This window comes from Paenibacillus chungangensis, from assembly GCF_042675905.1.
GTDB classification, from domain to species: Bacteria; Bacillota; Bacilli; order Paenibacillales; family Paenibacillaceae; genus Pristimantibacillus; species Pristimantibacillus chungangensis.
The window spans coordinates 78,428-100,754 of record NZ_JBHTJZ010000020.1; the positions used below are offsets into that span (position 1 = coordinate 78,428).

The following is a 22,327-nucleotide window of genomic DNA, read 5'->3' on the forward strand; positions in this document are numbered from 1 at the left end:
TTCCGGTTAGTTCAACACATATCGCTTGATCAACTCCGCTACGCCATGTTTATTGTTGCTCAGCGTTACGACATCGGCAGCCAGCTTCACTTCCTCCTGCGCATTGGCCATCGCCACCCCAAGCCCCGCTTCGCGGATCGCGGCGATATCGTTCAGGCTGTCCCCAGCGGTCACCACCTGCGACATGTCAATATTCATCACTTTACACAATTCCCTGAGTGCGCTCGCCTTGGATACGCCTTGTGGATTCAGCTCAATATTGTGCGGCGATGAATTGCTAATCTCCAGTGCCCCCCAGCCCTGCACTTCCGCCAGTATGGCTTCTCTTGCCGCATCGTCCTCTGTATAGTAACCGAATTTCAGCCAATGGTAGGAGTCGTAGTCCTCCGTATCCTGGAACCAGTTCTCCTTGTTGTATATGCCAACCGTCGAATAAGCCCAGTACCAGACCTCTGGATAAGCTCGCGCCAATTGGTGAAGCTGCTTCACATACATAGCGTCCAGCTGAATACGCTGATGCAGAACATGGGGACGCGACCAGATCTCTCCTCCGTTAACCGTAATCATTGGGGTCTCTAGCTTCAATTGCTCGGCGAAGGGATAGGCGCTTTGAAAGCCCCTTCCGGTCGAGAAGATGACGTCCACACCGGCATCCAGCGCTTTGTGAATCCATTTTGCGTTCTCATCGCTAACCTCGCTTGCATCGTTCAACAGCGTTCCGTCCATATCCAGCGCGATCAACCTATATTTTCTCATAAAGTACCTCCCTGTCCGCAAATCTCATAGTGATTATTGTATCACAAAATAAAGACGTCAGGCGACTTAGGTTGTATCGTTCATGATGAAGACGATAGCTCTGTAGCGGCTGTCTTGCTCTCATCCTTGGAATGAGACATATTCATGATGATAATGCCGCCAATAATGAAGCCGAGAGCCAATACCTTTATTCCGTCCAATTGCTCCGTGAACAATATGGAACCGATGATAGCCGTTAACGCCGTGCCTGCTGCGGACCATGTCGCATATGCGACGGACAGCGGAATCTTCTTAAGTGCAAGGCTTAATGAAGTGAAGGAAATAAAGAATCCAACAGCAACGCCTAATGTCGGCCATACTTTTGTAAATCCATCTGATAGCTTCAACATCGTTGTACCGAACGTTTCAAGCAATATTGCGCATGTTAAATAAAGCACTGCCTTCCTCATGTCCATTCCTCCGTCTATTTCTGCAGGTTCAGCAGGACAATACCTGCAAGGAGCAGCACCAGTCCAAGTATCGTTTTTTTGTTCATTTTCTCTTTAAACACGTGTACGCCAATCCATACAGTCAAAATCGTGCCAACTCCACTCCAGGTCGCATAGGCTACGCCAAGAGGAAGCTTCTTCAATGCAATCGAAAAGAGATAAAAAGCGATGCCGTAACCAACGACAACTCCCATCGAAGGCAATAGGCGCTTGAATCCTTGCGACAGCTTCAGCATGGAAGAGCCAAGCACTTCCATCACAATTGCGCATCCTAATAATAGATAAGCTGCAATCATACCTTAGACTCCTTCATTATGTTCTCCAGCTCTGCTAATATAAGCCGTTGTTCTTCTTCGCTAGGCGGATCCAAATGGAACATTTTGGAGAACATCAAGCCGTCGCACACGAGCCGTACGATCAGACTTTTCTCAATGGCAACTTTCTCCCCTGCAGCATTCTGACGAAAAGCCGCATACTCTTCCGACCATGCGCTAAGCAGTTCTTTATAATTAGCAATCGCTGCGAGCATGCTGGCATTCATCGATATTTCATCGGGATCATTCAACTGTTTGAACGATGCCTTTGCGAATGAGTGAACATAGCTGCCTGTAGCCTCCATCTCTTCCTGAACGAACCCTTGGAACGCCTCGACGCTTCTTTCGTTCAGACCGCGGATCAGCTCCTCCTTATTTCGAAAGTGATGGAGCAGCCCTCCTTTGCTGACACCGGCTTCAGCGGCAATCGCTTCCAACGTTAAGTTGTTCAAGCCTTTATCTTCAATAATTTTTACCGCAGCGGCAAGAATATCGTGTTTTTGAATCATCGTTTCGGCTCCCTCCTGTTTGCGAACAATTTACCGACCGTCTGGACGGTTTTTATTGTACCACACAATCCCCCGGAGGGACAATTCACCCAGCGGAGCAACTCATTCCCCAGCCTACAAACACCACATATTAACTTCCTTAGTACGATATTCATGTGCCACTTGCTTGTACGAAGCCCGAAGCCCGCTTCATAACAAGCAAAAGGGTGCTCCATACTGTCAGCCTTAGCGGCGACAGCTTGGAAGCACCCTTCATTCTTCTAATAGGGTCGGCATGCCGTCCTATGCGGAGGCAGACAAACTGCTCTGTGAGGCGAGCTTGCGCTGGCGAAGCTTCCGCATGACGTAACCGTGTGAAGGAGAGAAGAGAAATGCGGCAATGAACAGCACACCCGAAGCGCATACGATACACCCCGCAATTGAAGCATCCAGCGCCATAGAGACATAGTATCCCAGGAACACGCTGGCTACACCAGATGCGATGCTTAATGCGATCATCACGCCTAACTTGTCAGTTAACAGATAGGCCGTAGAGGCAGGAATAATGATCATGCCGACGACGAGTATCGCGCCGACACTCTCGAAGGAGCTGACCGTTGCCATTGACACGAGCCCCATCAGCAAGTAGTGGAAGAACGCCACCGGTATGCCCAGCGCCGCCGCGAGTGCAGGGTCGAAGGAGCAGAGCTTGAACTGCTTGTAGAACAAGCCGATCACCGCTCCAATGACCAGCAGCGTGAACCCAAGCAGCCATACCGCCTTCGGTCCCAGGTCAACACCGCCAACATCCCATACGTTCCAATGCACGAACGCTATCTCTCCGTATAATATAGCATCCTGATCCAGATGAACCTGACGCGCGAACAAGCTGACCAGGATGACGCCGATTGCGAATAGCGCAGTGAATACTACACCGATAGAGGCATCCGACTGTACGCCGCTTCGCTGGAACATGCCAATAAGAAATGTAGTAATAAGTCCGAATACAAGCGCTGCAGTCATCATAAGGAACGAGTCCCGCGAGCCGCTGAGCAGAAAGGCGATGACGATGCCCGGCATGACGGAATGGCTAATCGCATCGCCAATCATGGCCATCTTGCGCAGTACAAGAAAAACACCGACGACACCACAGCACGCAGCAACAAGTGAACCTGTGAGCAATATCCAGAAATCGCTCATAGCGCTGTCTCCCCTTTCACACGCTCAGTACGATGAACGTCCTTATCCTGCATGAATTGCCTCCGGGCGCTAAGACGCAGCAGCCGCATGGCAATAAGTCCCCGCTGTGGCCCGAACAATACCGATATGCAGAAGAACGTCGTTGCGGCCAGCACCGTCACAGGCCCTGTCGGCAGATTGGATACCGACGAGCTGACCCAGGTGCCCAGCGCTCCGCTCAAACCGCCGAATACCCCGGACAAGACGACCATCGTGGAGAGGCGATTCGTCCAGTATCTGGCCGATACCGCAGGCGTGATTAGCAGCGCAGCGACAAGCACGACACCGACTGCTTGCACGCCCGCAACAACCGCTACGACGATCAGCAGCATAAGCAGCTGTTCCAGGAACGTAACAGGATAACCTAACCCTCTGGCGAAGCCGGGATCGAAGGAAATCAGCTTGAATTGCTTGAACAAGAGCATGCATACTGTCATTAACGAGATACATATCACGGACATTGTCACGACGTCGGAGCCGACCATAGCCGCTGCCTGGCCGAACAAAAACTTGTCAAGCCCCGCCTGATTGCCATAGTCGCCATGCTGAATAAACGTCAGCAATACAATGCCAAGGCCGAAAAACGATGAAAGCACAATGCCAAGCGCGGCATCCTGCTTCAGTCTGGAATGTCTCGTAATGACTTCTATGCCGAAGGTAGCAATTATTCCGGCTATGGATGCCCCAACGAGCAGAACGCCAATCGACTTCACACCTGTCAGCATGAATGCGATACAGATGCCGGGAAGGGCTGCGTGCGCCAGTGTATCGCCTACCAGACTTTGCTTGCGCAGGTATGCGAAGCTGCCCATAACGCCGCTGCTGAGCCCCAGCAATATACAGCCGATGAAGATCCATTGCATATTGGGATCAACCAGCATTTCCCCAAAATTTTTCATAACTGTTCACCTCTTCCGTGTGAAGATCCTGGCTTTCCCTGATCCAGGAAAGCGAATCTCCCCCCGTAAGTACGCTGCAAGTTATCCTTCGTGAACACCTGCTCTGTAGGACCGAAACCTTGAAGCTCCACGTTAAGCATCAGAACGGAATCAAAGTACTGCTCAACGGTCGCCAGATCGTGATGCACGACGATGACGGTCTTCCCCTGCTTCTTCAGCTCCTGCAAAAGGGTAATAATCGCCTTCTCCGTCGCCGCGTCAACTCCCGCGAACGGCTCATCCATAAAATACAGCTTCGCATCCTGCGCAAGCGCTCGCGCCAGAAAGACGCGCTGCTGCTGACCGCCCGACAGCTGGCTGATCTGACGGTCGGCGAAATCAGCCATCCCTACCTTGTGAAGGCATTCCATCGCCGTTGCCTTCTCCTTGGCCCCGGGACGGCGGAACCAGCCGAGCCGTCCGTATGTCCCCATCAACACGACATCCAGCGCATTCGTGGGAAAGTCCCAGTCTACCGACTCGCGCTGCGGCACATAACCGATCAGTCTGCGCTGTTGATTCACCGGCTTGCCGTACACATTCACCTCTCCGCTAATGCTGGGAATGAGGCCAAGCGCCGCCTTCATCATCGTCGATTTGCCCGCTCCATTGGGACCGATTACGCCGATCAGCTCACCTTCCCTAATAGCGAAGGATACGTCCCTAAGCACAGGCTTCTTCTGATAAGCAACGCTTAATCCATATACGGATAATGGTGCCGCCGATCCAGTTCCAGTCTTTAATTCCTTGTATGCTGCACTCATCGTGATCACTCGCTTTCGCTTTGCAGAATGTTGACTTTTACTTCAGCGCATTAACAATCGTATCGACGTTGTGTTTTACCATCCCAAGATATGTGCCCTCATTCGTTCCTGCTTCCCCCATGGCATCCGAGAACAGCTCGCCGCCTACGACTACTTTATGCCCGAGCTTGCCGGCGCCTTCAATAACGGATTCGATAGAGTCCGTAGATACGCTGGATTCAATAAAGACGGCTTTGATCTTGTTCTCTACAAGGTAGTCGCGCAACTCGGCTACATCCCTGGAGCCGAATTCAGACATCGTGTTCATCCCCTGCAGACCTCTTACCGTCAATCCGTAAGCATTCCCGAAGTAGCCGAATGCATCATGCGCCGTGACGAGTACGCGGCTCTTCTCCGGAATTGTTGCTATCTGTTCCTTGGCGTAAGCGTCGAGTTTCTCCATCTCCTCCAGATATTGCGCCGCTTGCTTCTTATAATCCTCTGCATGATCAGGGTCCGCTTCAACCAATGTATCGCGAATGACTTCAACTGCAGACATCCACAACTTCACATCGAACCAGATGTGCGGATCATGAATCGCTTCGCCCTGTCCCTCCGGATCATTCAACAAATTGTTTCCCTCAACCTTGGAGGCAACGGCTACAACCGGCTTCTTGCCTTCCAGCCTCTCGAATATTTCACCCATCTTGCCCTCCAGATGAAGGCCGTTATAGAAGATGAGGTCTGCCCCGTCAAGCTTCCGCACATCGCCTTGGGAAGCCTTGAACAGATGGGGATCGATGCCCGGTCCCATTAGCCCTTCCACCTCGACGTGCACACCGCCTACATTGGCCACCGTATCGGCTATCATGCCTGTCGTTGTTGTAATCTTCAGCTTGCTGTCGTCTCCCTTTGCACTCCCGCTATTTCCGTCCGTCCCTTTACTTCCTTCGTCTCCACACGCAGATACCAGTCCCACAATCATCGTTAGAAAAACCACCGTCATGATCCATCTGCGTACTGCCGAGTTCGCTTTTACCGTCTTTTTCATTTCGTTTCTCCTCCAGATCTTCATCATCTTTATCTCTGTTGCCCACTAAGGATTATAAGTTTGCCCTAATCTATTAATTTAGTCACACGCCTCTTTTTTAATAATACACAAAAGTGTTGCAAGTGTGCAACATTTATTTTAAAAAAAGTCGGCATTTTCTCTTCATGCGCTGGTCGCCTGTATACAACAAAACAAAATGGCCCTGCAGCCAGATCGCATCCGGCATGCAGGACCATTCTCTCCAATACTTATTCTGATGCTTCTTCACCCGCGGGAGTCTTCAAAGCTTCGTTAGGTACGCCGCGAAGCCCTATCTCCGCATCGTAGGCGTCAAAGATTTGCCGCGCGATCGGCGCGGCGCCGTATGTGCCGTAACCGCCGTCGGGAACGACAACTGCAACTGCAAGCTTAGGCTTATCCGCCGGGGCATACGCGATGAATACGGCATTGTTGACATTCCTGCGCGATGCCACATCTTGCTCAGACGTGCCCGTTTTGCGCATGAAGCTATGCTGGAAGCCTTCGAAGCCTTGCACGCTAACCTGCGACATGCCATCTTCAATTTCTTTCCAGTAAGCTTCGGGATATTCTACCGTATTGAGCACTACAGGCTGAAGTGTCTCGACGACCCGACCGTCCGTATCGCGAATCTCGTTCACGAACTGAGGCTGCATCCGCTTGCCTCGATTGGCTAGCATCGCCGTATACTGTACGAGCTGAAGCACCGTATACCGGCCCTGCTGACCGAAAGAGGCTTGAATGAGAGCCGACTGCGAGCTGGCCCGCTCCGCTTCCTTGAAGTAGTCGATGACACCTCTGCTCTCCCCGGGCAGCCCGCTCTCCGTAGATACGCCGAGCCCGAATTGCTTCATATAGCTGTCCCATATTTCCACGCTGCTCTTCCCGTTCACTGCTCCCCTCATATAAAGGGGATTGCCAATCATCTCAGCCATGAACGTATTGGAAGAGTAACGGATCGCACCCGCGCCGTCAATTTTCCCGAATGATTTGAACTGGGAATTACGAATATACGTCTCATACCCCTTCCTTCCGTAAGAGAATATGCCCGTATCGCTATATCTTGTGGATGGGGTGAAGAATCCTTCGTTCAATCCGATCAATACCGTCAGCGGCTTGATGACCGATCCGGAGGGCACGATGGAAGAAGGGTGCTGATTGCGTTCCTCATCCGACTCGTAAGGTCCGTATACCGGCCTGATTGTGCCGTTGGACAGCACATGACTGAAGTTTTTATAATCTTCAGGACTGATGCTTCCGCCCGCCCATATGTTAGGGTCGTAATCCGGCATACTGGCCATCGCCACGACTTTCCCCGTATCCACCTCCATCGCCACCGCAAATCCGGTCTCTGCATACTCCGCCCGTTCATATTTATTTGTTGACGTTCTAATCTTCTCCAGGTGTTCCATGATCGCCTGCTCTGTCTTCAACTGGACATCCTTGTCGATTGTCAAGTACAGATCAGACCCCTTCTCAGGATACGTAATCTGAGTAGGACCCGAGATCATGCCCAAGTTGTTGATGGGATACGACTTCAATCCATTTCTGCCGCGCAACACATCCTGATACATGAATTCAAGGCCGTCAAGTCCGACCTCTTCTTCCTCCAGATATTCCAGCGTTTTGTCCTCTTCCTCAAGCTTCTCTTTGTAGAATTCGTTGTCCACCCGCACGCCCTTGAACTTCTTCAAGTATCCGACAAGCTGAACAGCTATCGTGTTCTCGTCGTAATTCCGGACGCTCTCCTCCACGATATCGATTCCCTGATAGTTAGACCGATTCTCCATGAAGTAGGCGATCTCCCCATTCGTCAGCCCCGATTTGATCCGTCTCGGCGTCGTAATGATATCTCTTCGAGACTCCAAGTCCATATGGAAAATAACATCATCCACGGTCATCGCTTTGTCGGGATCGCCAAACTCGTTGAACACTTCGGCGATCTGCACTGCCGCCTCTCTCGCTATATCAAGCGACTTCTCGGTGTTGGTGGATGGCTGAATCGTGTAATAGAGCGATTGGGTCGATGTGGAGTAGGCGATCGGATAACCTTGCGCGTCATAGATGTTGCCCCGGATGGGAGGAAGCGGATTGTCCTTCATATATTTGCGCATGCCTTCTTGACTTAACGTTGGGCCTTCCACGAATTGCAATACGGCAAGACGAATGATAAGCACACTGAATAAGGTGAACACGACAAAGAAAAAAATATTCAATCGAAACGAGAACCGCCGGCGGTTCTCGATTTCCCGCTTTTGCGGATCATCCGTCATATAGGCCCCCCCTAACACTTGCTATTGCAATGGCTTTAGCTTTCATTCCATGTCGGGCTGCTGTCAGCTATTGCTTTTTGACTGCTCAATGAATGCCATTATCGTTTCGTCAAGTTGAAGCATGATATACGGTGCCCCGTGGACGGAGACGTATACTTCATCTGCTCCCACTTCGCCCTTTAGTTTCACATTTTTTGTCTCTACCATATAAGCGCCGTCTTTCTCCAACGTATATTGTGCGTCTTGCGCTTCTCCCATCATGGCATTGACCGCTTCCTGCTTGACGGACTCGCTTACCTTCGAACCAAGCTCCTTCAACTCGTCGATGGAGGTGTCCATCACCTTGGATCCGATCTCCTTCACATCCTCAAGCGTATAACCGCTATACAGGACGATCCCAATCACGATAATCGCAACAATTGCCCACTTAATGATCGTTTTCACAATCCGGATAACGAGGAAGAGCGCGATAAGTGCGATAAGCAGTATAAGCCAGTTCTCCTCCAGAAATGTCGTCCATGTATCCCAGTCATAGGAAGAAAAATCAAAAAAATCCATCATCATACCCCCACTCTCTGAAATTGCCATTACAAAATATTATAGCTTACCGGAAATAGGTCGTAAATCCCGCCGCTTCCAAAAGAAAGACATATCCTGTCCCATCACGGCGTACAAGTAGGTAATAGAGGTTGTTCAAAAAGTCCGCTCTTGATCACAAAGTATTACGTACACGCACATACCTGCAAGGAGGCACGCCTGTGAAAACCGCAATATGGCTCTACCTGTTCCTGTTCGTCGCGTTCTTCGACCTGCATGCGCAATATCCAATTCTGACGCCCTTCGCAATCTCCATTGGAGCAGCGCCATCCTTCATCGGCCTCATGATGGGCATTTATTCTATCACTCATCTGCCAGGCAATGTAATTGCCGGCATTGGCGTGGACCGGTACGGCAGCCGCCTGTTCATCGTATTCAGTCTGCTGGCCGCAGGCATTATATTGCTGTTCCAGGCCTATGTCACGAATCCATGGCAATTGCTTGTTCTTCGTTCCTTGAGCGGCTTCGTGCTGGCCTTCCTCTCTCCCGCTTGCCTCGCCCTGCTCGCTCGTCTGACCGACAGCATCACAGAACAGGGAAAGCTAATGGCAGGCAACGGTCTCGTTCACACGCTCGCATCCGTCGTATCTCCGGCTGCCGGCGCATATCTTGTCGCCAGAATCGGCTTCAGCACCGCCTTCACTTTGCTTGGATGGGTGCTTATCGTTACGGCTGTATGCGCGATATTCTTCATTAGAGACACGAACGCCTCTTCCGCTGAGCCGGAACAGCCGCTTCACAGTGAACAGCAGGACCAGCTTGCGGCTCCCCCAGCCGAAGCGACGCCCATCCCTTGGCTGATCTACTCGCTGCCGATCGGGATCGCTTGCGCACAAGGCATTCTTTCATTCGAACTGCCGCTGCTGGCGAAGACGAAGGAAGCGATGATGACGACCGGCCTTCTGTTCTCCGTCGTCAGCATCGGCGCCCTGGTCACGCTGAGCATGATGTTCCTGAACCGCTTGCCCGCCTATCATCGCACACTCTATGGAACATTCGGTCTCGCTCTGCTGTACTTTGCCATTGCAACTGACTTCCCGCTGCCGTTGACGGCTTTACTGTTCGGCATCGGAATGGCGAAGGGCGTCGTATTACCAGCCCTGTCCACCCTGCTTATTGAATTAAGCGGCGGTACCCGCTATGGGCGCACTTTTTCGATTCTGTCCATCGCCTTCTCCATCGGAGCCTTCCTTGGTCCTACCCTGGCAGGTCAGTTGCGCGATCATGTCTCTCCCTATTATATCGCCTTCATTGCGCTGATGCTCGCCGTTACCTTGATCCCTTTCCACCGGACGCGCACCTACTCGTCAAGTACCCATTTTTCCTAATATGGGTATGCGCACATGGCGTTCGCCCCGCAAGTACATATGATACATTAGGTCAGGTGACCACTGACTAATATAGACCGCGAGAGGGGTGGATGTTATGTCAGGAGGCAATGTGTCGGTTAAGGGCGGAGTAGGACCGGTTCATCATCACGGTGGCTCGAATATAGGGATGATTCTTGTTCTGTTTATCTTGCTTGTCATTATTGGGTGCACCATCTGCGCCGGATACTGGTAAGTTCCTCGTTCGACCATACAGCTCGCCTTCTAGGCGGGCTGTTTTCATTTCCGCCTTGGAACGTGGTACACTAGACACATTGCATTGGCCTGTTGAATCAGATGAAGTGAGGTGGAAGCGATGAGAGATCCCATCATTATCGTAGAGGGCAAGAACGACCGAAGCAAGCTGCAGCGCGTGCTGCTGTCGGACGTTCCCGTTCTGTGCACGCACGGCACACCCGGAACTCGGCAGCTGGAGAAGCTGCGTATCCAGGTGCGCGATCGGCAAGCATTCATCTTCACCGACAATGACGCCTCCGGCAGACGAATCAGAGGCCTGCTGCGCGACGTATTCCCCGATGCCGAGCATATATACACGCGCAAAGGATTTCCCGGCGTGGAGCATACCCCCGAGGCTTATCTGATCCAGCAATTAGAAAAAGCGGGGCTTGAGGAGCATATACGCTATGACTCAATCGACCCCGCTTCTGTATGGAGCAAGGAAGACTTCTGACTAAAGCAGCATCTTCAACTGCTTCAGCATCTCCTCTACGCTCATATCTTCCGCCGTCCCCGAATAACGCTTGCGAATATTTCCGTCTTTGTCAATCAACGTAACGACGTTCGTATGAATGAACGTGTTTTGTTCCTCGATTTTCGTAACGCCTACCATATAGTCCTTGGCAATCTTCACGGTCTCATCCTCTTCGCCCCTCAAGAAATGCCAGCCGTCGAATTCCACGCCAGTCCGCTCTGCGAACGTTCGAATGACATCGGGCGTGTCACGTTCCGGGTCGAAGGTAATGGAGACAAGCTCCACCTCTGTCCCCAGCTTTCCTTGCTCTCGCAGCTTCTCCTGCAATTCGGACAACAGGTAAGTCGTAGGGGGACATACATCCGGGCAATTGGCAAAATAGAAGTACAATAGCCTTACCTTCCCGTTCGACTCCGCCATCGAGAACGCATTGCCGTCGATATCTTCCAATTGGAAGTCGGATGCAGCGCCAAGTACGCCAAGCTTCTCCTCCGGCTTCCATACATAGGTCAGCAGCAAGTAGACGGCCATGACGGCGCAGAGCGCCAATACGGCAATCTTGAATCCGTGCTTTCGCAGCGTTGACATCTGATCCTCTCCCATTCCCCATTGATGCAGCGCATTGTCATGCCTTCAACGTATTGGCAATTAAAGCGATAAATACAATCATTAAGTAGTTGACAGATAGTAAAAAATTAATCTTTGCCCATTTGTCCGTATTTTTGGCAGACAGGCCGGTCAGTGTATGAATAAGCCATACAACAGTAAAGAAAAGAGCGATAATCAGGAAATAAATGCCTGCATAGTTATAGGAATACATGAAAACGACAGTCGGCAGCAGCAGCAGCACATAAGGAATCATCTGCAGCTTCGTGCGTCTGATTCCCTTCACTACAGGCAGCACTGGAAATCCCGCCTCGCGGTATTCTTCCACCCTGCGAATGGCCAGCGACCAGAAGTGAGCGGGCTGCCACAGGAACATGAGAAGAAACAATAGCCACGCGCCTGCGTCAACTTCGTTCGTGACCGCGCAATAGCCGATAACCGGAGGCATGGCGCCGGAGATGCCGCCAACGGATGTGCTCCACGTCGATGTGCGCTTCAGCCATATCGTGTAAATGACAATATACGCAAACCACCCCAGCAGACCTAGCAAGCCAGTTAACGGATTAACGAGCGCGAACAATACCGCCAAGCCTACGATGCCGAGAATAAGACCGTAAGCCAGCACGGTGAACGGCTGCATTTTGCCGGTCGGCAATACCCGGTCCTTCGTCCGTTCCATCTTCTGATCCAATTCGCGATCCCAATAATTGTTGACGACTGTAGCCGAAGCCATCGTCAATGTAGAGCCGATAAGCATCCATATCATTAACGGGATGTCCAGATCCCATTTGGAAGCGACCCAGAAACCGCCCAGCGCGGCAAATATATTGAGCCGCAGCAGCCGCGGCTTCGTCAAAGCTATCCAATCCTTCAACACGAAGCGAGCCCCCCGAGTATGTCCTTTGATGAATCGTTACTAATCATACCGAAAAAAAGGGATGGTGACAATGTTCCTCTTGTTTGTTCATCAATTCGCCACTCAAATTGTGACAAATCTGCTGTAACCAATTCCGTCAGCCCGCAATACAATAACCATGTAGTGATCAGCCTATATGAAGATAACGATAAAGCCGCAAGGAGAGAGGACTGAAGTCTATGGCTGTCATTAAAACCAGCGCTGAGGACACCAGAATGCTGGCGCGACTTATGCGCGCCGAGGCTGAAGGCGAAGGAGAGCTTGGCATGCTGATGGTAGGCAATGTAGGCGTGAATCGCGTGCGCGGCAACTGTCTCGACTTCAAAAATATCCGGTCGATACCGGATATGGTCTATCAAAGCCCGGGCGGATTCGAAGCGGTGCAAAAAAGCTACTTCTACCAGAGAGCGCGGGATAGCGAGATCAGGCTGGCCAAGCGCGTCATCGGGGGCGAACGCCAACATCCCGCGTCTAATGCATTATGGTTCTTCCGTCCGGCAGGAGGCTGTCCCGCTACCTGGTACAATCAGGCCAACAGCGGACGTTACAAGAAGCATTGCTTCTTCATTCCGAAAGCCGGAGAATGTCCAGCCGTGTACTAAACTAGAAAGCGAGGAATATCAGAATGTCGAATTACGGTTACAAGCAGCAAGTCAGCATGGCCAATGTGGGGCCCTCGTCAATGCCCAATGTGTCGCCTCTTGCGAGCAATCCCAATGTATCGCCGCTCGCCACATCGCCTAATATGAGCCCGTACGCCTATGGCGGAGGCTACGGAGGCTACGGCAGCCCCTATGCCCAGATGGGAGGAATGAGCATGCCATCGGCAGCTACTCCTCCCGCAGTACCGAGCGGTTCCTATGTTACCCCACAAGGCGCAGTGTTCCCTGGCCCGCAGCGCGAGGAATCCTATATCGAGAATATCCTCCGCCTCAACCGCGGCAAGATGGCCACATTCTACATGACATACGAGAACAATCGGGAGTGGAACGCAAAGATATTCAAGGGCGTCATTGAAGCGGCGGGACGCGACCACATTGTGATTAGCGATCCTTCCACCGGCATGCGCTATTTATTACTGATGCTGAATCTGGATTATGTCACCTTCAACGAACAGATTAATTATGAGTATCCCTTCCATGGCCAGACTATCACACAAAGCACTCCATTGAACGCATAAACGATCAGTGAATTGGCTTAAAGGTCCATATATGCAGTTTCTCACTCCCCCCGACTATCCATGGTGACACGACATGCCAGGCCGAGCGCTCATCAGAGCGCTCTTTCTTTATGAGCTCAGCTTCTTCATTGCTTTCTGCATGCCACACTTCAACGAACAAGCAGGGCTGATCGGTACCTTCATAGAGTTGAACTTTGCCGGAATACGCATTCATCAAGCGTTCCGTTTCTTTCACATAGCTTTCCCGATATGCCGGATAAATTTTATATTCTGCAAAACATATGTACATCTGGTTGCAGTCCCCTTCCCGAACCAATGATAAAGTCGTCCCCATTCGTCGATACTATGTTCAAGTATACACGCAGGGAGGACATGAAGGAAATGGATACAGGAACGCATCTGGTGATGGGAATTGGACTGGCGGGACTCGCTATGGTAGACCCTGTCATAGCTGGCAATCCCGCGGTTCAAACCGCCGTTCTTCTAGGAACGGTAGCCGGCTCGCAAGCGCCGGACTTCGACAATTTGCTTCGATTGAGGGGCAATGCTTGCTACATTCGCAACCATAGGGGGTTGTCTCATTCCCTGCCTGCCATCCTTGTGTGGACAGTTTTGATTACAGGCTTGCTGCAGCTGCTTTATCGGGGCAGTCTGCCATGGCTCCACGTCGGAGGCTGGATACTGCTTTCTGTTGTGGTGCATGTGCTGACCGACTTGTTCAACGCGTACGGCACACAAGCGATGAGACCATTTAACGAGAAATGGATATCTTGGAATATCATTCATATTTTTGACCCCGTTATCTTCACGGTCCATATTATCGCCATCTTGCTATGGGCAGGCGGTATTGCCAATCCCGCGACCCTCTTCCCGCTTATGTACGCCCTGCTTTTTTTCTATTATATATGGCGTACCCTTGCTGCGCGCAGCACGGTGAGGAGACTGCCCCGGCTGGACAAGCTTCATGCAACAGAAGATACTTATATTGCCATCCCCACCATTTCGCTCGATGTTTGGAACATCGTCAAGCAGACGGCGGACGGTACCTTTCATGTCGGTAATTTACGTCGCAATCATCTGAGCTGGCTGGACACTGTCAAGTGCGACGATCATCCCGCTGTAGAGAAGTCGAAGAGCGATCCCGCCATACGCTCATTCCTTTACTTCACAAGCTTCGCTTGTGCCGAAGTCATAGAACACGGCTGGGGGTACGAAGTCAGATGGTGCGATGTGCGTTACCGTCACCGCAAGCAATACCCGTTCGTAGCCGTCCTGCTCATGGACAAGAAGTATCAGACTCTGGGTTCGTACGTCGGCTGGCTTAGCGACGAACGGCTAATGAAGAGGCTGCGCATGGATACCTATTAATGCCATGGACCGCACCGCAATTATTACATTGACGAAGCAAGCGCCATCCTTCACAATGGAAGGAGCTTGCTTGCTTTTTTTTGCATAATATAAAAAGCTCAAGGTTACCCTTGAGCTCAACTCCAAGTTGTGTATGAGTTGCTGTGTTAGCGCATTCCGCCAGACAGTTGTTGCTCGGCCATTTGTACAAGTTTCTTCGTAATGTATCCACCAAGCGAACCTGCGTCACGAGTCGATACGTTACCGTAATAGCCGTCTGCCGGAATTTGTACGCCAAGTTCCTGCGCTGCCTCAAGTTTCATTTGATTTAGGGCTTGCATGGCTTGTGGGACTATTAATTGATTTGCCATTCGGTATTTCTCCTTTCGTCCTCTGCACATTTAATCTGTTGCAAGCTTGCAAGCCTATTATGTGTATCCTTTCGAAAACCTATGCTGCTTTTTAAAAAAATTAAGGAGAGTTTGTCATTGTCCAAACCGTTATCCCTTTTCTTTGCCGCATTGTCCGTATTGTTCATGAGCGCGACAGCTGTCTCTATCAGCCACAACGGTTGGCTGGTGCTGTTGTTCAGCTTACTAAGCCTCTTCAGCATAGGCGCTGGATTTATTGTGAAAGCGCGCCTTAGAAAAAATAAAGAATCGTAATGATTAATTTATATACGGTGCCACGCAAGGACCTCAGCCTACGTGTGCGGAGGTCCTTGTCCCGTTGGAATTCCCGCTAGCAGTAGTCGGTCTGAAGACCGAACTTGCGGGTTTGAAATCGCGTATTCCAACTGGCCATATTATAATTGGACTCATACAGTACGCTTGCCGACCAGGAATTCGTATTGGCGCGGACTGAGAAATCATAAAGTATTTCGCCATGTGTCCATTCTTTTCTATACTTCAACGCATCAATGGCCATCTGGCGAAAATCTTGAACCTGCTGGGTGGTAAGGCCACAAATCGTAGGTTCCAGTTTCCCATCCTTGCTTGAGATGGGATGATGACGCAAGCCAAACTTTCCAACTGCATTGTTCCTGATGTGAATTAATATCGTACCGGCAGCTGTGTTCCTTAACTCCCCCTCCAGTTGCCGAAATACAAAATCTACTTGTCTCGCCAGCGATGTCGAATTCTCCTTCATACGCGCAATCCCCTCCTTAATAATCGACAAAATCGATAAAAGCCCGACAAATTTTTCAGTCATGAATTGTCTATAATGGTACATTGCCAGATGATCGATTTCACCGAAAAGTTTATTTGTATTTTCCGAAAAGAAAATTGCGCTAATATACCTATTCAAATCGTTCTAAAGTCCTCCGATAAGTACTATAACAGCACTATAGCAGACTTTGACAATTGTAGACCATTTTCGCACTACCTGTGCTATAATATGGTTATTCTAATTAAAGGAGCGCTTACATAATGATCCAATGGTACTATTCGCAAACGATTCGCAATAAATTATTGATCATGCTTTATGCTAATTTGCTACTCTTTACGATCGCTGCTATTACAGCAATTGCCGTTGCAGGAGGCACTATTATACCCATTGTCATTATTGCCGCAATCCTTGCCGTCGCTCTGTATCCCACTGTATCCTTTCTGGAGGGAGCTATTACTAACTCCTTCGACGAGATATCCACTGCCGCTTACAGCATCTCCAAAGGCGATTTCACTCAGAAGATCGATACCTCCAATTCTTCGGGAACAGGAGAACTGGGCCATTCCTTCAACAGCATGGTAGACAAGCTTCGAGATATATTGACGGAGACGACGAATATTATTCGTCATGTCGCAGATACCAGCCGCGGTATCTTCGATAAGAACAACAATATTAAGAATGCCATGGAACAGGTTGCCGCCTCTTCCAACGAACTAGCGACCGGAGCCAATGCCATCTCGGAGGATGTCGCGGATATGAGCGAATCCATCAACGAGATCGAACAGAAGGTGTCCGCATACGCCCAATCTACGAAGGAAATGAATACTCGTTCCGAACAAACGATTCAGCTCGTCCAGAAGGGACAAGATGCGCTGGAAGTGCAAGCTTCCGGCATGAAGCGCAACGTTGAGGCGACCGCCAATGTAGCTGAGACGATTCAAGATCTCGCCCGCAAGGCGCAAGGCATATCCGCCATCACCACGACGATCTCAGATATTGCGGAGCAGACGAACCTGCTCTCGTTGAACGCATCCATCGAAGCGGCCCGTGCAGGCGAGCATGGCAAAGGCTTCGCAGTGGTCGCGCAGGAGGTTCGCAAACTGGCGGAAGAATCCACCGCTTCTACGAAGCAAGTGTTCAACCTTGTGAAAAGCATTGATGAGGGGATTAAGCAGGCAATCAACAATATGAAGATCAACGAAGAAGCTGTTCAGCTTCAATCCGTGCATATTAATCAATCGGAGGTTGTATTCAAAGAGATCGTGGAAAGCATACGTTTCATAACGGATCAAATCTATGCCTTCTCCCAGGAGAGCGATGCCATGCTGGACAGCGCACGTAAAATTTCATCGGCAATCCAATCCATCTCCGCCATAACCCAGCAATCTGCTGCCGGCACGGAGCAAGTATCTGCCTCCATGAATGAGCAGATCGCATCTGTTCAGGCCGTTGTCGAGGAGACGGAACGCATGCTGACTATGGCTACCCAATTGCAGCGGACGATTCAAGTATTTAAAGTGAAATAACAACCAAATTGTATCTACTTGCTTCAAGACATGTCGTCTTGAAGCAAGTTTTTTTTTGGGGAAAGAGGAATGGATAGCGGCATTGTCGGCAAGATTACGAATACACCATTTCATGATTGAAGGACGGGAAATGATAATGGCAAATTTGTCTTCAGTTATCAAATTATGCACCGTTCTCTTTGTCATTGCCCAGTTAATCGGCTTTCCCCCCACTTCCACCGTCCTTGCAAGAGATACCGGTCAGGAACAGACCGAATCCGTCTCCGCCCACAGCAAGGAGCGAAAGGGGACAGCTATGTCCTGGGTCAAGCTCCATCGTATGTTTCCCGCTACTTTCGTCATGAACGGGCCGCGCAGCGGCAAGCTTGTGGCGTTAACCTTTGATGATGTGCCCGACCCTCGCTACACGCCAGCCATATTGGATATTCTGGCCCAGCACGATGTGTGCGCAACCTTCTTCGTCGTTGGCAGCAGAGCGGCCCAATACCCGGCAATCATTCAGCGTATGAATAGGGAAGGCCATATTATAGGCAACCATTCTTATAATCATGCGTTGTACTCCAGGCTATCCCAAGAGAAATTTGAATATCAGATTTGGCGTACGAATGTCATTATTCGCCATTTCACCGGCTTGTCTCCCCTTTTTATTCGGCCGCCATATGGAGAAATAGTGCCGGCACAAGTGCGCTGGGGGATGAGGAACGGCTACACCGTTATTAATTGGGATGTTGATTCCGAAGACTGGAGAGTGGGGGCGAGTAGCGATCAGGTGATGAGTAATATTGACCGTACGCTGCAATCCGGCTCCATTGTATTACAACATGGAGGCGGAGATGAAGATCTAAGCGGAACAATTGAAGCACTTCCGCGACTGATTAACAAGCTACGCAGCGAAGGCTACGAGCTTGTCACATTGCCTGAACTGCTGGGTAAGAAAGCGTACAGGTGACTATTTTAGAATATATACCTGAACGTTTTGAATGCCGAATTTTCTCGCTTGCTGGGTTGTGCCGGGAACGAACAGATCGATCCGATTGCCTTTAATCGAGCCGCCCATATCTGTTGCCGTAGCCAGCATACCCCCTGCTGGCAGACCATTATATTGATAACCTGTAATATACAGCTTCGTGCCGAGCGGAATCATCTTGGGATCTACTGCCACCGTGCCTACCTTCAGCTTGTTGCCGAAGTAATCAAGACCGGCCCATCCTCCATTCTCTGCCGCAGAAGCGGTATAAGCGGTTGCTTTCAAATGCAATTGTTTGGCATAAGTATATTGCTCGCCGCTAGGAGCCATAACTGTATTGGCTTGTGGCTGTGCAGGCGCCGCTTCATTGCCGTTCATGCTTGCAATTGTACCGGGTATAACAAGCTTCATGCCGATCTGCAAGTTAAGCGGATCAATGCCGGCATTAGCGTCCAGCAATGATTGAAGCGATATGTTGTAATGCTTGGACAATTTCCAGAACGTGTCGTTGCTGACGACGCTATGCGACGATGCAGCATGTGCCGTACCGGCCGATAAAGCGATAGATAATGCAATAACTGTACTAAGGATTGTAGTTTTCTTCACGGCAAAATTCCTCCTAATAAAACAAGGTGCGAAGGACGGCTAGCGTCCTCTGCACGTATTGAAATTTGTTCTAACTTCATAGCTCACTAACCGATAAACATCTGGACCCACTCGCCGTTCACATACCCTACGCCAATCTTCGTGAAATTACCGTTCAGGATGTTGGCGCGGTGGCCGGGACTGTTCATCCAATCTCTCATCACTTGCTCCGGCGAGCGTTGACCGGATGCAATGTTCTCACCGGCGTATCTGTATTTCACACCGAATGAACGCATCATATCGAATGGCGAGCCGTAAGTTGGAGAAGTATGGCTGAAGTAATTGTTCACATCCATATCTCTCGCTTTCTCCGTCGCGACCTTTGCCAGAAGTGCATCCGTAGCCAGCGGCTTCAGACCTTGAGCAGCACGCTCTTTGTTAACCAGATCAACAACCTGTGATTGAAATGTTCCCGTCTCCGTTCCCGTTCCAGGCGTTGGAGTCGGCGTCGGTACCGGGGTTGGCACAGGAGTTGGTTCCGGTGTCGGCACTGGCGTCGGTACCGGGGTTGGTTCCGGTGTCGGCACTGGCGTTGGTACCGGGGTTGGCTCTGGTGTCGGCTCCGGGGTTGGCTCCGGTGTCGGCACTGGCGTCGGTACCGGGGTTGGCTCCGGTGTCGGTTCCGGCTTTATAGCACCGCTCGGCCAAGTGATGACGATTCCGTTCCATTCCAAGTTCAGATTACTGAGGTCGATTCCGCATTTCTCAGCCAAGTGATTTATAAATTCATAATTGATGTATTGCGTTTGAAGCTGAAAATTTGGTTGCAACATGGATGCCTCAGCTTTAGGAACGACAGCTCCGCTCCCGATCATCGCTGCTGCCACAACACTTGCTACACTGACACGAATAGACTTCGACTTTCTTGTCATTACGAGTATCCTCCCAATGAATAATTTTGCAGGCTTCCGCCGACGAAATAATAGTAGCATGGGGATATAGTCGTTTCATGTCACAATAATTACCACTTCGTCCAAAAAGGAGCTCAATCACCTGTCATTGCTGATTTATTAGAATCTACTCATTCAATTGTAAGCGCTTAATTTTCTTGTCGACCAGTACTTCCCTGCACAGCAAAAAGCCCTCAGAGCTTCGTCTGAGGACTCACATGCCATTGATTTCATTTACTCGTTTACAGTGATAAACTTCCCGGAAGCCTGAGATTCGAATGCGCACAGAATCACTTTCAAGGAAGCGCGTCCCTCTTCTCCTGATACCGCCGGCTCTCCGCCGCTCAAGATGCCGTTGACAAAAGCGTTGATCACTTCGCTGGACAATTGCTTCTCGTTCGTGGAGATTGCGCCTACTTTATGTCTCTCCACCGTGCCGTTACGCAGCTCTACAATGACCTGGTCGTCCGGATGCGTGCCAATTTTCATCACGCCATTCTCGCACCACAGAATCGTGCTGTTGTCCTCGCCTTTATAATAGGTCCAGCTGGCAACAAGCGTGCCGATCGCGCCGCTCTTCATGCGAAGAATACATGAAGCATTGTCGTCCACATCGGTGCCTTGCTTATGCAGAGTTCCTACGAACGCGCCGATCTCAGCGACTTCATCCTCCAGCAACCACCGAATCAGATCAGACTTATGAACGCCAAGATCACCCATTGCGCCCATAATAGCTTCTTCCTTACGGAAGAACCAGCTGTTAGCTCCATCGACGCTCCAGCCGTCCGGTCCGGGATGACCGAAGGAAGTCCGGAATGTCAGCACTTTGCCCAGCACGCCGGACTTCAGAATTTGCTTCGCCTTCACATGCGGAGGCATGAAGCGCTGATTGTGCCCGACCATCAGATGAATACCGTTCTCCTTCGCCGCAATAATCATCGCTTCCGCTTCCTCATCCGTTACTGCCATCGGCTTCTCTACCAGCACATGAGCGCCTGCCTTGGCAGCAGCAATGCTAGCCGGTGCATGAACTGCATTCGGTGTACATACACTTACCGCGTCAGGCTTGACTTCCGCCAGCATCGTCTCATAATCGGCATAAGCCTTTCCGCCATGCTGCTCGGCATAAGCTTGTGCGCGTTCAATAACCGGGTCCACGAAGGCAACCAGCTCAACATTGGCATTTGCTGCATACTCCGGGATGTGGCGATGTCTGGAGATGGAACCGCATCCGATAACTGCTACTTTCAATTTAGACATAGATTTATTTGCTCCTTTGCTCTATTTTAAGTAATTTTCTTTCAACCATGCGATGCTTTCGGCGACAGACTCCAGCGGCGGATTCGCACACCGGTCCTGCTCCACGATCAGCCATTCTACCGAAGCCTTCGATGCCGCATCGATAATAGGCAACAGTTGAAGATCGCCTCTACCCAGCTCCACTGTATCGATAGCGCTGTCGGAATCGCCTTTGAGGAAGTCTTTCAGGTGAAGAAGAGGCAGTCTGCCTGCATACTTCGCAATATATTGCAGCGGGTCTATTCCGGCATATTGCACCCAGCCGATATCCATCTCCACTTGCAGATATTGCGGCGCAATACGCGCATAGAGAGCATCGAACACCATCTCGCCGTCCAGCTCCACTTGAAACTCGAATTCATGATTATGATAAGCGAAGACAATGCCTTCTTCATTCAAGCGCTTGCCGATCGCCATGAACTTATCGATATTGGCTTTCCAAGCTTCCGCTTCACGAGCTTCGACAGGCATCCACGGACATATGGCATACTTTGCGCCAATTGTCTTCAAGTAGCTAATCTCGCCCTCCAAGTTGTCTTCCAGCGACTTCAAGCTAATATGACTGCCAATCGCTTTCAGATTCAGCTCTTGCAGCAAGTCTCGCATCCGCTCGGCTTCTATGTCTCCATATCCGGCGAACTCTACGCCTTCGTATCCCATTGCCGCAACTTCGCGTAGTGTGCCCTCAAAATCAGCAGCCGTATTATCGCGTAACGTATACATCTGCAAGCCAATTCCCATTCGATTCATTTTCGCAGCACTCCCCGTTTCATATAATGAAGGCAGCTTTTCCATTA

At 50.5% G+C, this 22,327-nt stretch carries 28 protein-coding genes; 9 read left to right on the plus strand and 19 right to left on the minus strand.

The annotated features are described in order from the left end of the window. Positions 1-6: 6 nt before the first annotated feature. The 10 genes from ACFQ2I_RS13420 to ACFQ2I_RS13465 form a co-directional block, all read right to left on the minus strand. Positions 7-756, minus strand: coding sequence for a Cof-type HAD-IIB family hydrolase (locus ACFQ2I_RS13420; RefSeq protein ID WP_377564871.1), 750 nt, complete (start codon positions 754-756; stop codon positions 7-9). Between the two features lie 80 nt (positions 757-836). Then, the gene (locus ACFQ2I_RS13425; RefSeq protein WP_377564873.1) at positions 837-1,205 is read right to left on the minus strand and encodes a DMT family transporter; all 369 of its coding nucleotides are present in this window, start codon (positions 1,203-1,205) and stop codon (positions 837-839) included. A gap of 14 nt (positions 1,206-1,219) precedes the next feature. Continuing rightward, positions 1,220-1,537, minus strand: coding sequence for a DMT family transporter (locus ACFQ2I_RS13430; protein WP_377564919.1), 318 nt, complete (start codon positions 1,535-1,537; stop codon positions 1,220-1,222). Further along, entirely contained in the window at positions 1,537-2,067 is a 531-nt protein-coding gene (locus ACFQ2I_RS13435) for a TetR/AcrR family transcriptional regulator (protein ID WP_377564875.1), read from the minus strand. Before ACFQ2I_RS13435 ends, ACFQ2I_RS13430 begins: the two co-directional genes overlap by 1 nt. A 282-nt stretch (positions 2,068-2,349) precedes the next feature. Then, on the minus strand, positions 2,350-3,246 hold the full coding sequence (locus ACFQ2I_RS13440) for a metal ABC transporter permease (protein WP_377564877.1): 897 nt from the start codon (positions 3,244-3,246) through the stop codon (positions 2,350-2,352). Beyond that, on the minus strand, positions 3,243-4,184 hold the full coding sequence (locus ACFQ2I_RS13445) for a metal ABC transporter permease (RefSeq protein ID WP_377564878.1): 942 nt from the start codon (positions 4,182-4,184) through the stop codon (positions 3,243-3,245). Before ACFQ2I_RS13445 ends, ACFQ2I_RS13440 begins: the two co-directional genes overlap by 4 nt. Continuing rightward, the gene (locus ACFQ2I_RS13450) at positions 4,181-4,987 is read right to left on the minus strand and encodes a metal ABC transporter ATP-binding protein (RefSeq protein WP_377564879.1); all 807 of its coding nucleotides are present in this window, start codon (positions 4,985-4,987) and stop codon (positions 4,181-4,183) included. The genes ACFQ2I_RS13445 and ACFQ2I_RS13450 overlap by 4 nt, the downstream gene beginning before the upstream one ends. Positions 4,988-5,024: 37 nt before the next feature. Beyond that, positions 5,025-6,017, minus strand: a complete 993-nt coding sequence (locus tag ACFQ2I_RS13455; protein ID WP_377564880.1) for a metal ABC transporter solute-binding protein, Zn/Mn family — start codon at positions 6,015-6,017, stop codon at positions 5,025-5,027. 248 nt (positions 6,018-6,265) lie between these two features. Next, a complete protein-coding gene (locus ACFQ2I_RS13460; RefSeq protein ID WP_377564881.1) occupies positions 6,266-8,308 on the minus strand; it encodes a peptidoglycan D,D-transpeptidase FtsI family protein in 2,043 nt (680 codons plus the stop codon). A 63-nt stretch (positions 8,309-8,371) separates the two neighbouring features. Then, a complete protein-coding gene (locus ACFQ2I_RS13465) occupies positions 8,372-8,866 on the minus strand; it encodes a hypothetical protein (protein WP_377564882.1) in 495 nt (164 codons plus the stop codon). Between the two features lie 200 nt (positions 8,867-9,066). Between ACFQ2I_RS13465 and ACFQ2I_RS13470 the strand changes: the two genes are divergently transcribed. From ACFQ2I_RS13470 to ACFQ2I_RS13480, 3 genes are all read left to right on the plus strand, one after another. Further along, complete coding sequence (locus ACFQ2I_RS13470; protein WP_377564883.1) at positions 9,067-10,233, plus strand: MFS transporter; 1,167 nt, start codon at positions 9,067-9,069, stop codon at positions 10,231-10,233. 97 nt (positions 10,234-10,330) lie between these two features. Next, positions 10,331-10,468 carry a sporulation protein YjcZ gene (yjcZ, locus tag ACFQ2I_RS13475; RefSeq protein WP_377564885.1) on the plus strand — a complete coding sequence of 46 codons (138 nt, stop codon included), beginning with the start codon at positions 10,331-10,333 and terminating at the stop codon, positions 10,466-10,468. A 120-nt stretch (positions 10,469-10,588) separates the two neighbouring features. Further along, positions 10,589-10,963, plus strand: a complete 375-nt coding sequence (locus ACFQ2I_RS13480) for a toprim domain-containing protein (protein ID WP_377564886.1) — start codon at positions 10,589-10,591, stop codon at positions 10,961-10,963. On the opposite strand, the gene ACFQ2I_RS13485 is transcribed toward ACFQ2I_RS13480, so the two are convergent. Both ACFQ2I_RS13485 and cyoE read right to left on the minus strand, forming a co-directional pair. Then, positions 10,964-11,572: an SCO family protein gene (locus ACFQ2I_RS13485; RefSeq protein ID WP_377564888.1), complete on the minus strand. Its 609-nt coding sequence runs from the start codon at positions 11,570-11,572 to the stop codon at positions 10,964-10,966. Between the two features lie 37 nt (positions 11,573-11,609). Continuing rightward, on the minus strand, positions 11,610-12,497 hold the full coding sequence (gene cyoE / locus ACFQ2I_RS13490) for a heme o synthase (protein WP_377564920.1): 888 nt from the start codon (positions 12,495-12,497) through the stop codon (positions 11,610-11,612). A gap of 188 nt (positions 12,498-12,685) precedes the next feature. On the opposite strand from cyoE, the gene ACFQ2I_RS13495 reads away from it, so the two are divergent. Together ACFQ2I_RS13495 and gerQ are read left to right on the plus strand one after the other, a co-directional pair. After that, positions 12,686-13,108, plus strand: a complete 423-nt coding sequence (locus ACFQ2I_RS13495) for a cell wall hydrolase (protein WP_377564889.1) — start codon at positions 12,686-12,688, stop codon at positions 13,106-13,108. Between the two features lie 200 nt (positions 13,109-13,308). After that, on the plus strand, positions 13,309-13,686 hold the full coding sequence (gene gerQ, locus ACFQ2I_RS13500) for a spore coat protein GerQ (RefSeq protein ID WP_377564921.1): 378 nt from the start codon (positions 13,309-13,311) through the stop codon (positions 13,684-13,686). Between the two features lie 4 nt (positions 13,687-13,690). Here gerQ and ACFQ2I_RS13505 read toward each other — a convergent pair whose 3' ends face one another. Continuing rightward, a complete protein-coding gene (locus ACFQ2I_RS13505; protein ID WP_377564890.1) occupies positions 13,691-13,975 on the minus strand; it encodes a hypothetical protein in 285 nt (94 codons plus the stop codon). A 92-nt stretch (positions 13,976-14,067) separates the two neighbouring features. Here ACFQ2I_RS13505 and ACFQ2I_RS13510 point away from each other — a divergent pair, with 92 nt between their 5' ends. Then, on the plus strand, positions 14,068-15,054 hold the full coding sequence (locus tag ACFQ2I_RS13510) for a metal-dependent hydrolase (protein ID WP_377564892.1): 987 nt from the start codon (positions 14,068-14,070) through the stop codon (positions 15,052-15,054). 146 nt (positions 15,055-15,200) lie between these two features. Here the strand turns inward: ACFQ2I_RS13510 and ACFQ2I_RS13515 are convergent, their stop codons facing one another. Beyond that, positions 15,201-15,404, minus strand: coding sequence for a small, acid-soluble spore protein, alpha/beta type (locus ACFQ2I_RS13515; protein ID WP_377564893.1), 204 nt, complete (start codon positions 15,402-15,404; stop codon positions 15,201-15,203). Between the two features lie 117 nt (positions 15,405-15,521). Here ACFQ2I_RS13515 and ACFQ2I_RS13520 point away from each other — a divergent pair, with 117 nt between their 5' ends. Then, positions 15,522-15,698 carry a DUF5325 family protein gene (locus ACFQ2I_RS13520; protein ID WP_377564894.1) on the plus strand — a complete coding sequence of 59 codons (177 nt, stop codon included), beginning with the start codon at positions 15,522-15,524 and terminating at the stop codon, positions 15,696-15,698. Between the two features lie 76 nt (positions 15,699-15,774). On the opposite strand, the gene ACFQ2I_RS13525 is transcribed toward ACFQ2I_RS13520, so the two are convergent. Next, positions 15,775-16,182, minus strand: coding sequence for an O-methyltransferase (locus ACFQ2I_RS13525; RefSeq protein ID WP_377564895.1), 408 nt, complete (start codon positions 16,180-16,182; stop codon positions 15,775-15,777). Between the two features lie 281 nt (positions 16,183-16,463). Here ACFQ2I_RS13525 and ACFQ2I_RS13530 point away from each other — a divergent pair, with 281 nt between their 5' ends. Both ACFQ2I_RS13530 and ACFQ2I_RS13535 read left to right on the plus strand, forming a co-directional pair. Then, positions 16,464-17,729 carry a methyl-accepting chemotaxis protein gene (locus tag ACFQ2I_RS13530; protein ID WP_377564896.1) on the plus strand — a complete coding sequence of 422 codons (1,266 nt, stop codon included), beginning with the start codon at positions 16,464-16,466 and terminating at the stop codon, positions 17,727-17,729. 130 nt (positions 17,730-17,859) lie between these two features. Further along, positions 17,860-18,678, plus strand: a complete 819-nt coding sequence (locus ACFQ2I_RS13535) for a polysaccharide deacetylase family protein (protein WP_377564897.1) — start codon at positions 17,860-17,862, stop codon at positions 18,676-18,678. Here the strand turns inward: ACFQ2I_RS13535 and ACFQ2I_RS13540 are convergent, their stop codons facing one another. From ACFQ2I_RS13540 to ACFQ2I_RS13555, 4 genes are all read right to left on the minus strand, one after another. Beyond that, on the minus strand, positions 18,679-19,302 hold the full coding sequence (locus ACFQ2I_RS13540) for a 3D domain-containing protein (protein ID WP_377564899.1): 624 nt from the start codon (positions 19,300-19,302) through the stop codon (positions 18,679-18,681). An 86-nt stretch (positions 19,303-19,388) separates the two neighbouring features. Further along, positions 19,389-20,213 (minus strand): CAP domain-containing protein, encoded by an 825-nt coding sequence (locus ACFQ2I_RS13545; protein ID WP_377564900.1) that lies wholly within the window; start codon positions 20,211-20,213, stop codon positions 19,389-19,391. Positions 20,214-20,465: 252 nt separating this feature from the next. Beyond that, complete coding sequence (locus ACFQ2I_RS13550) at positions 20,466-21,491, minus strand: Gfo/Idh/MocA family protein (RefSeq protein WP_377564901.1); 1,026 nt, start codon at positions 21,489-21,491, stop codon at positions 20,466-20,468. A gap of 21 nt (positions 21,492-21,512) precedes the next feature. Continuing rightward, on the minus strand, positions 21,513-22,280 hold the full coding sequence (locus ACFQ2I_RS13555) for a sugar phosphate isomerase/epimerase family protein (protein WP_377564902.1): 768 nt from the start codon (positions 22,278-22,280) through the stop codon (positions 21,513-21,515). Positions 22,281-22,327 lie beyond the last annotated feature (47 nt).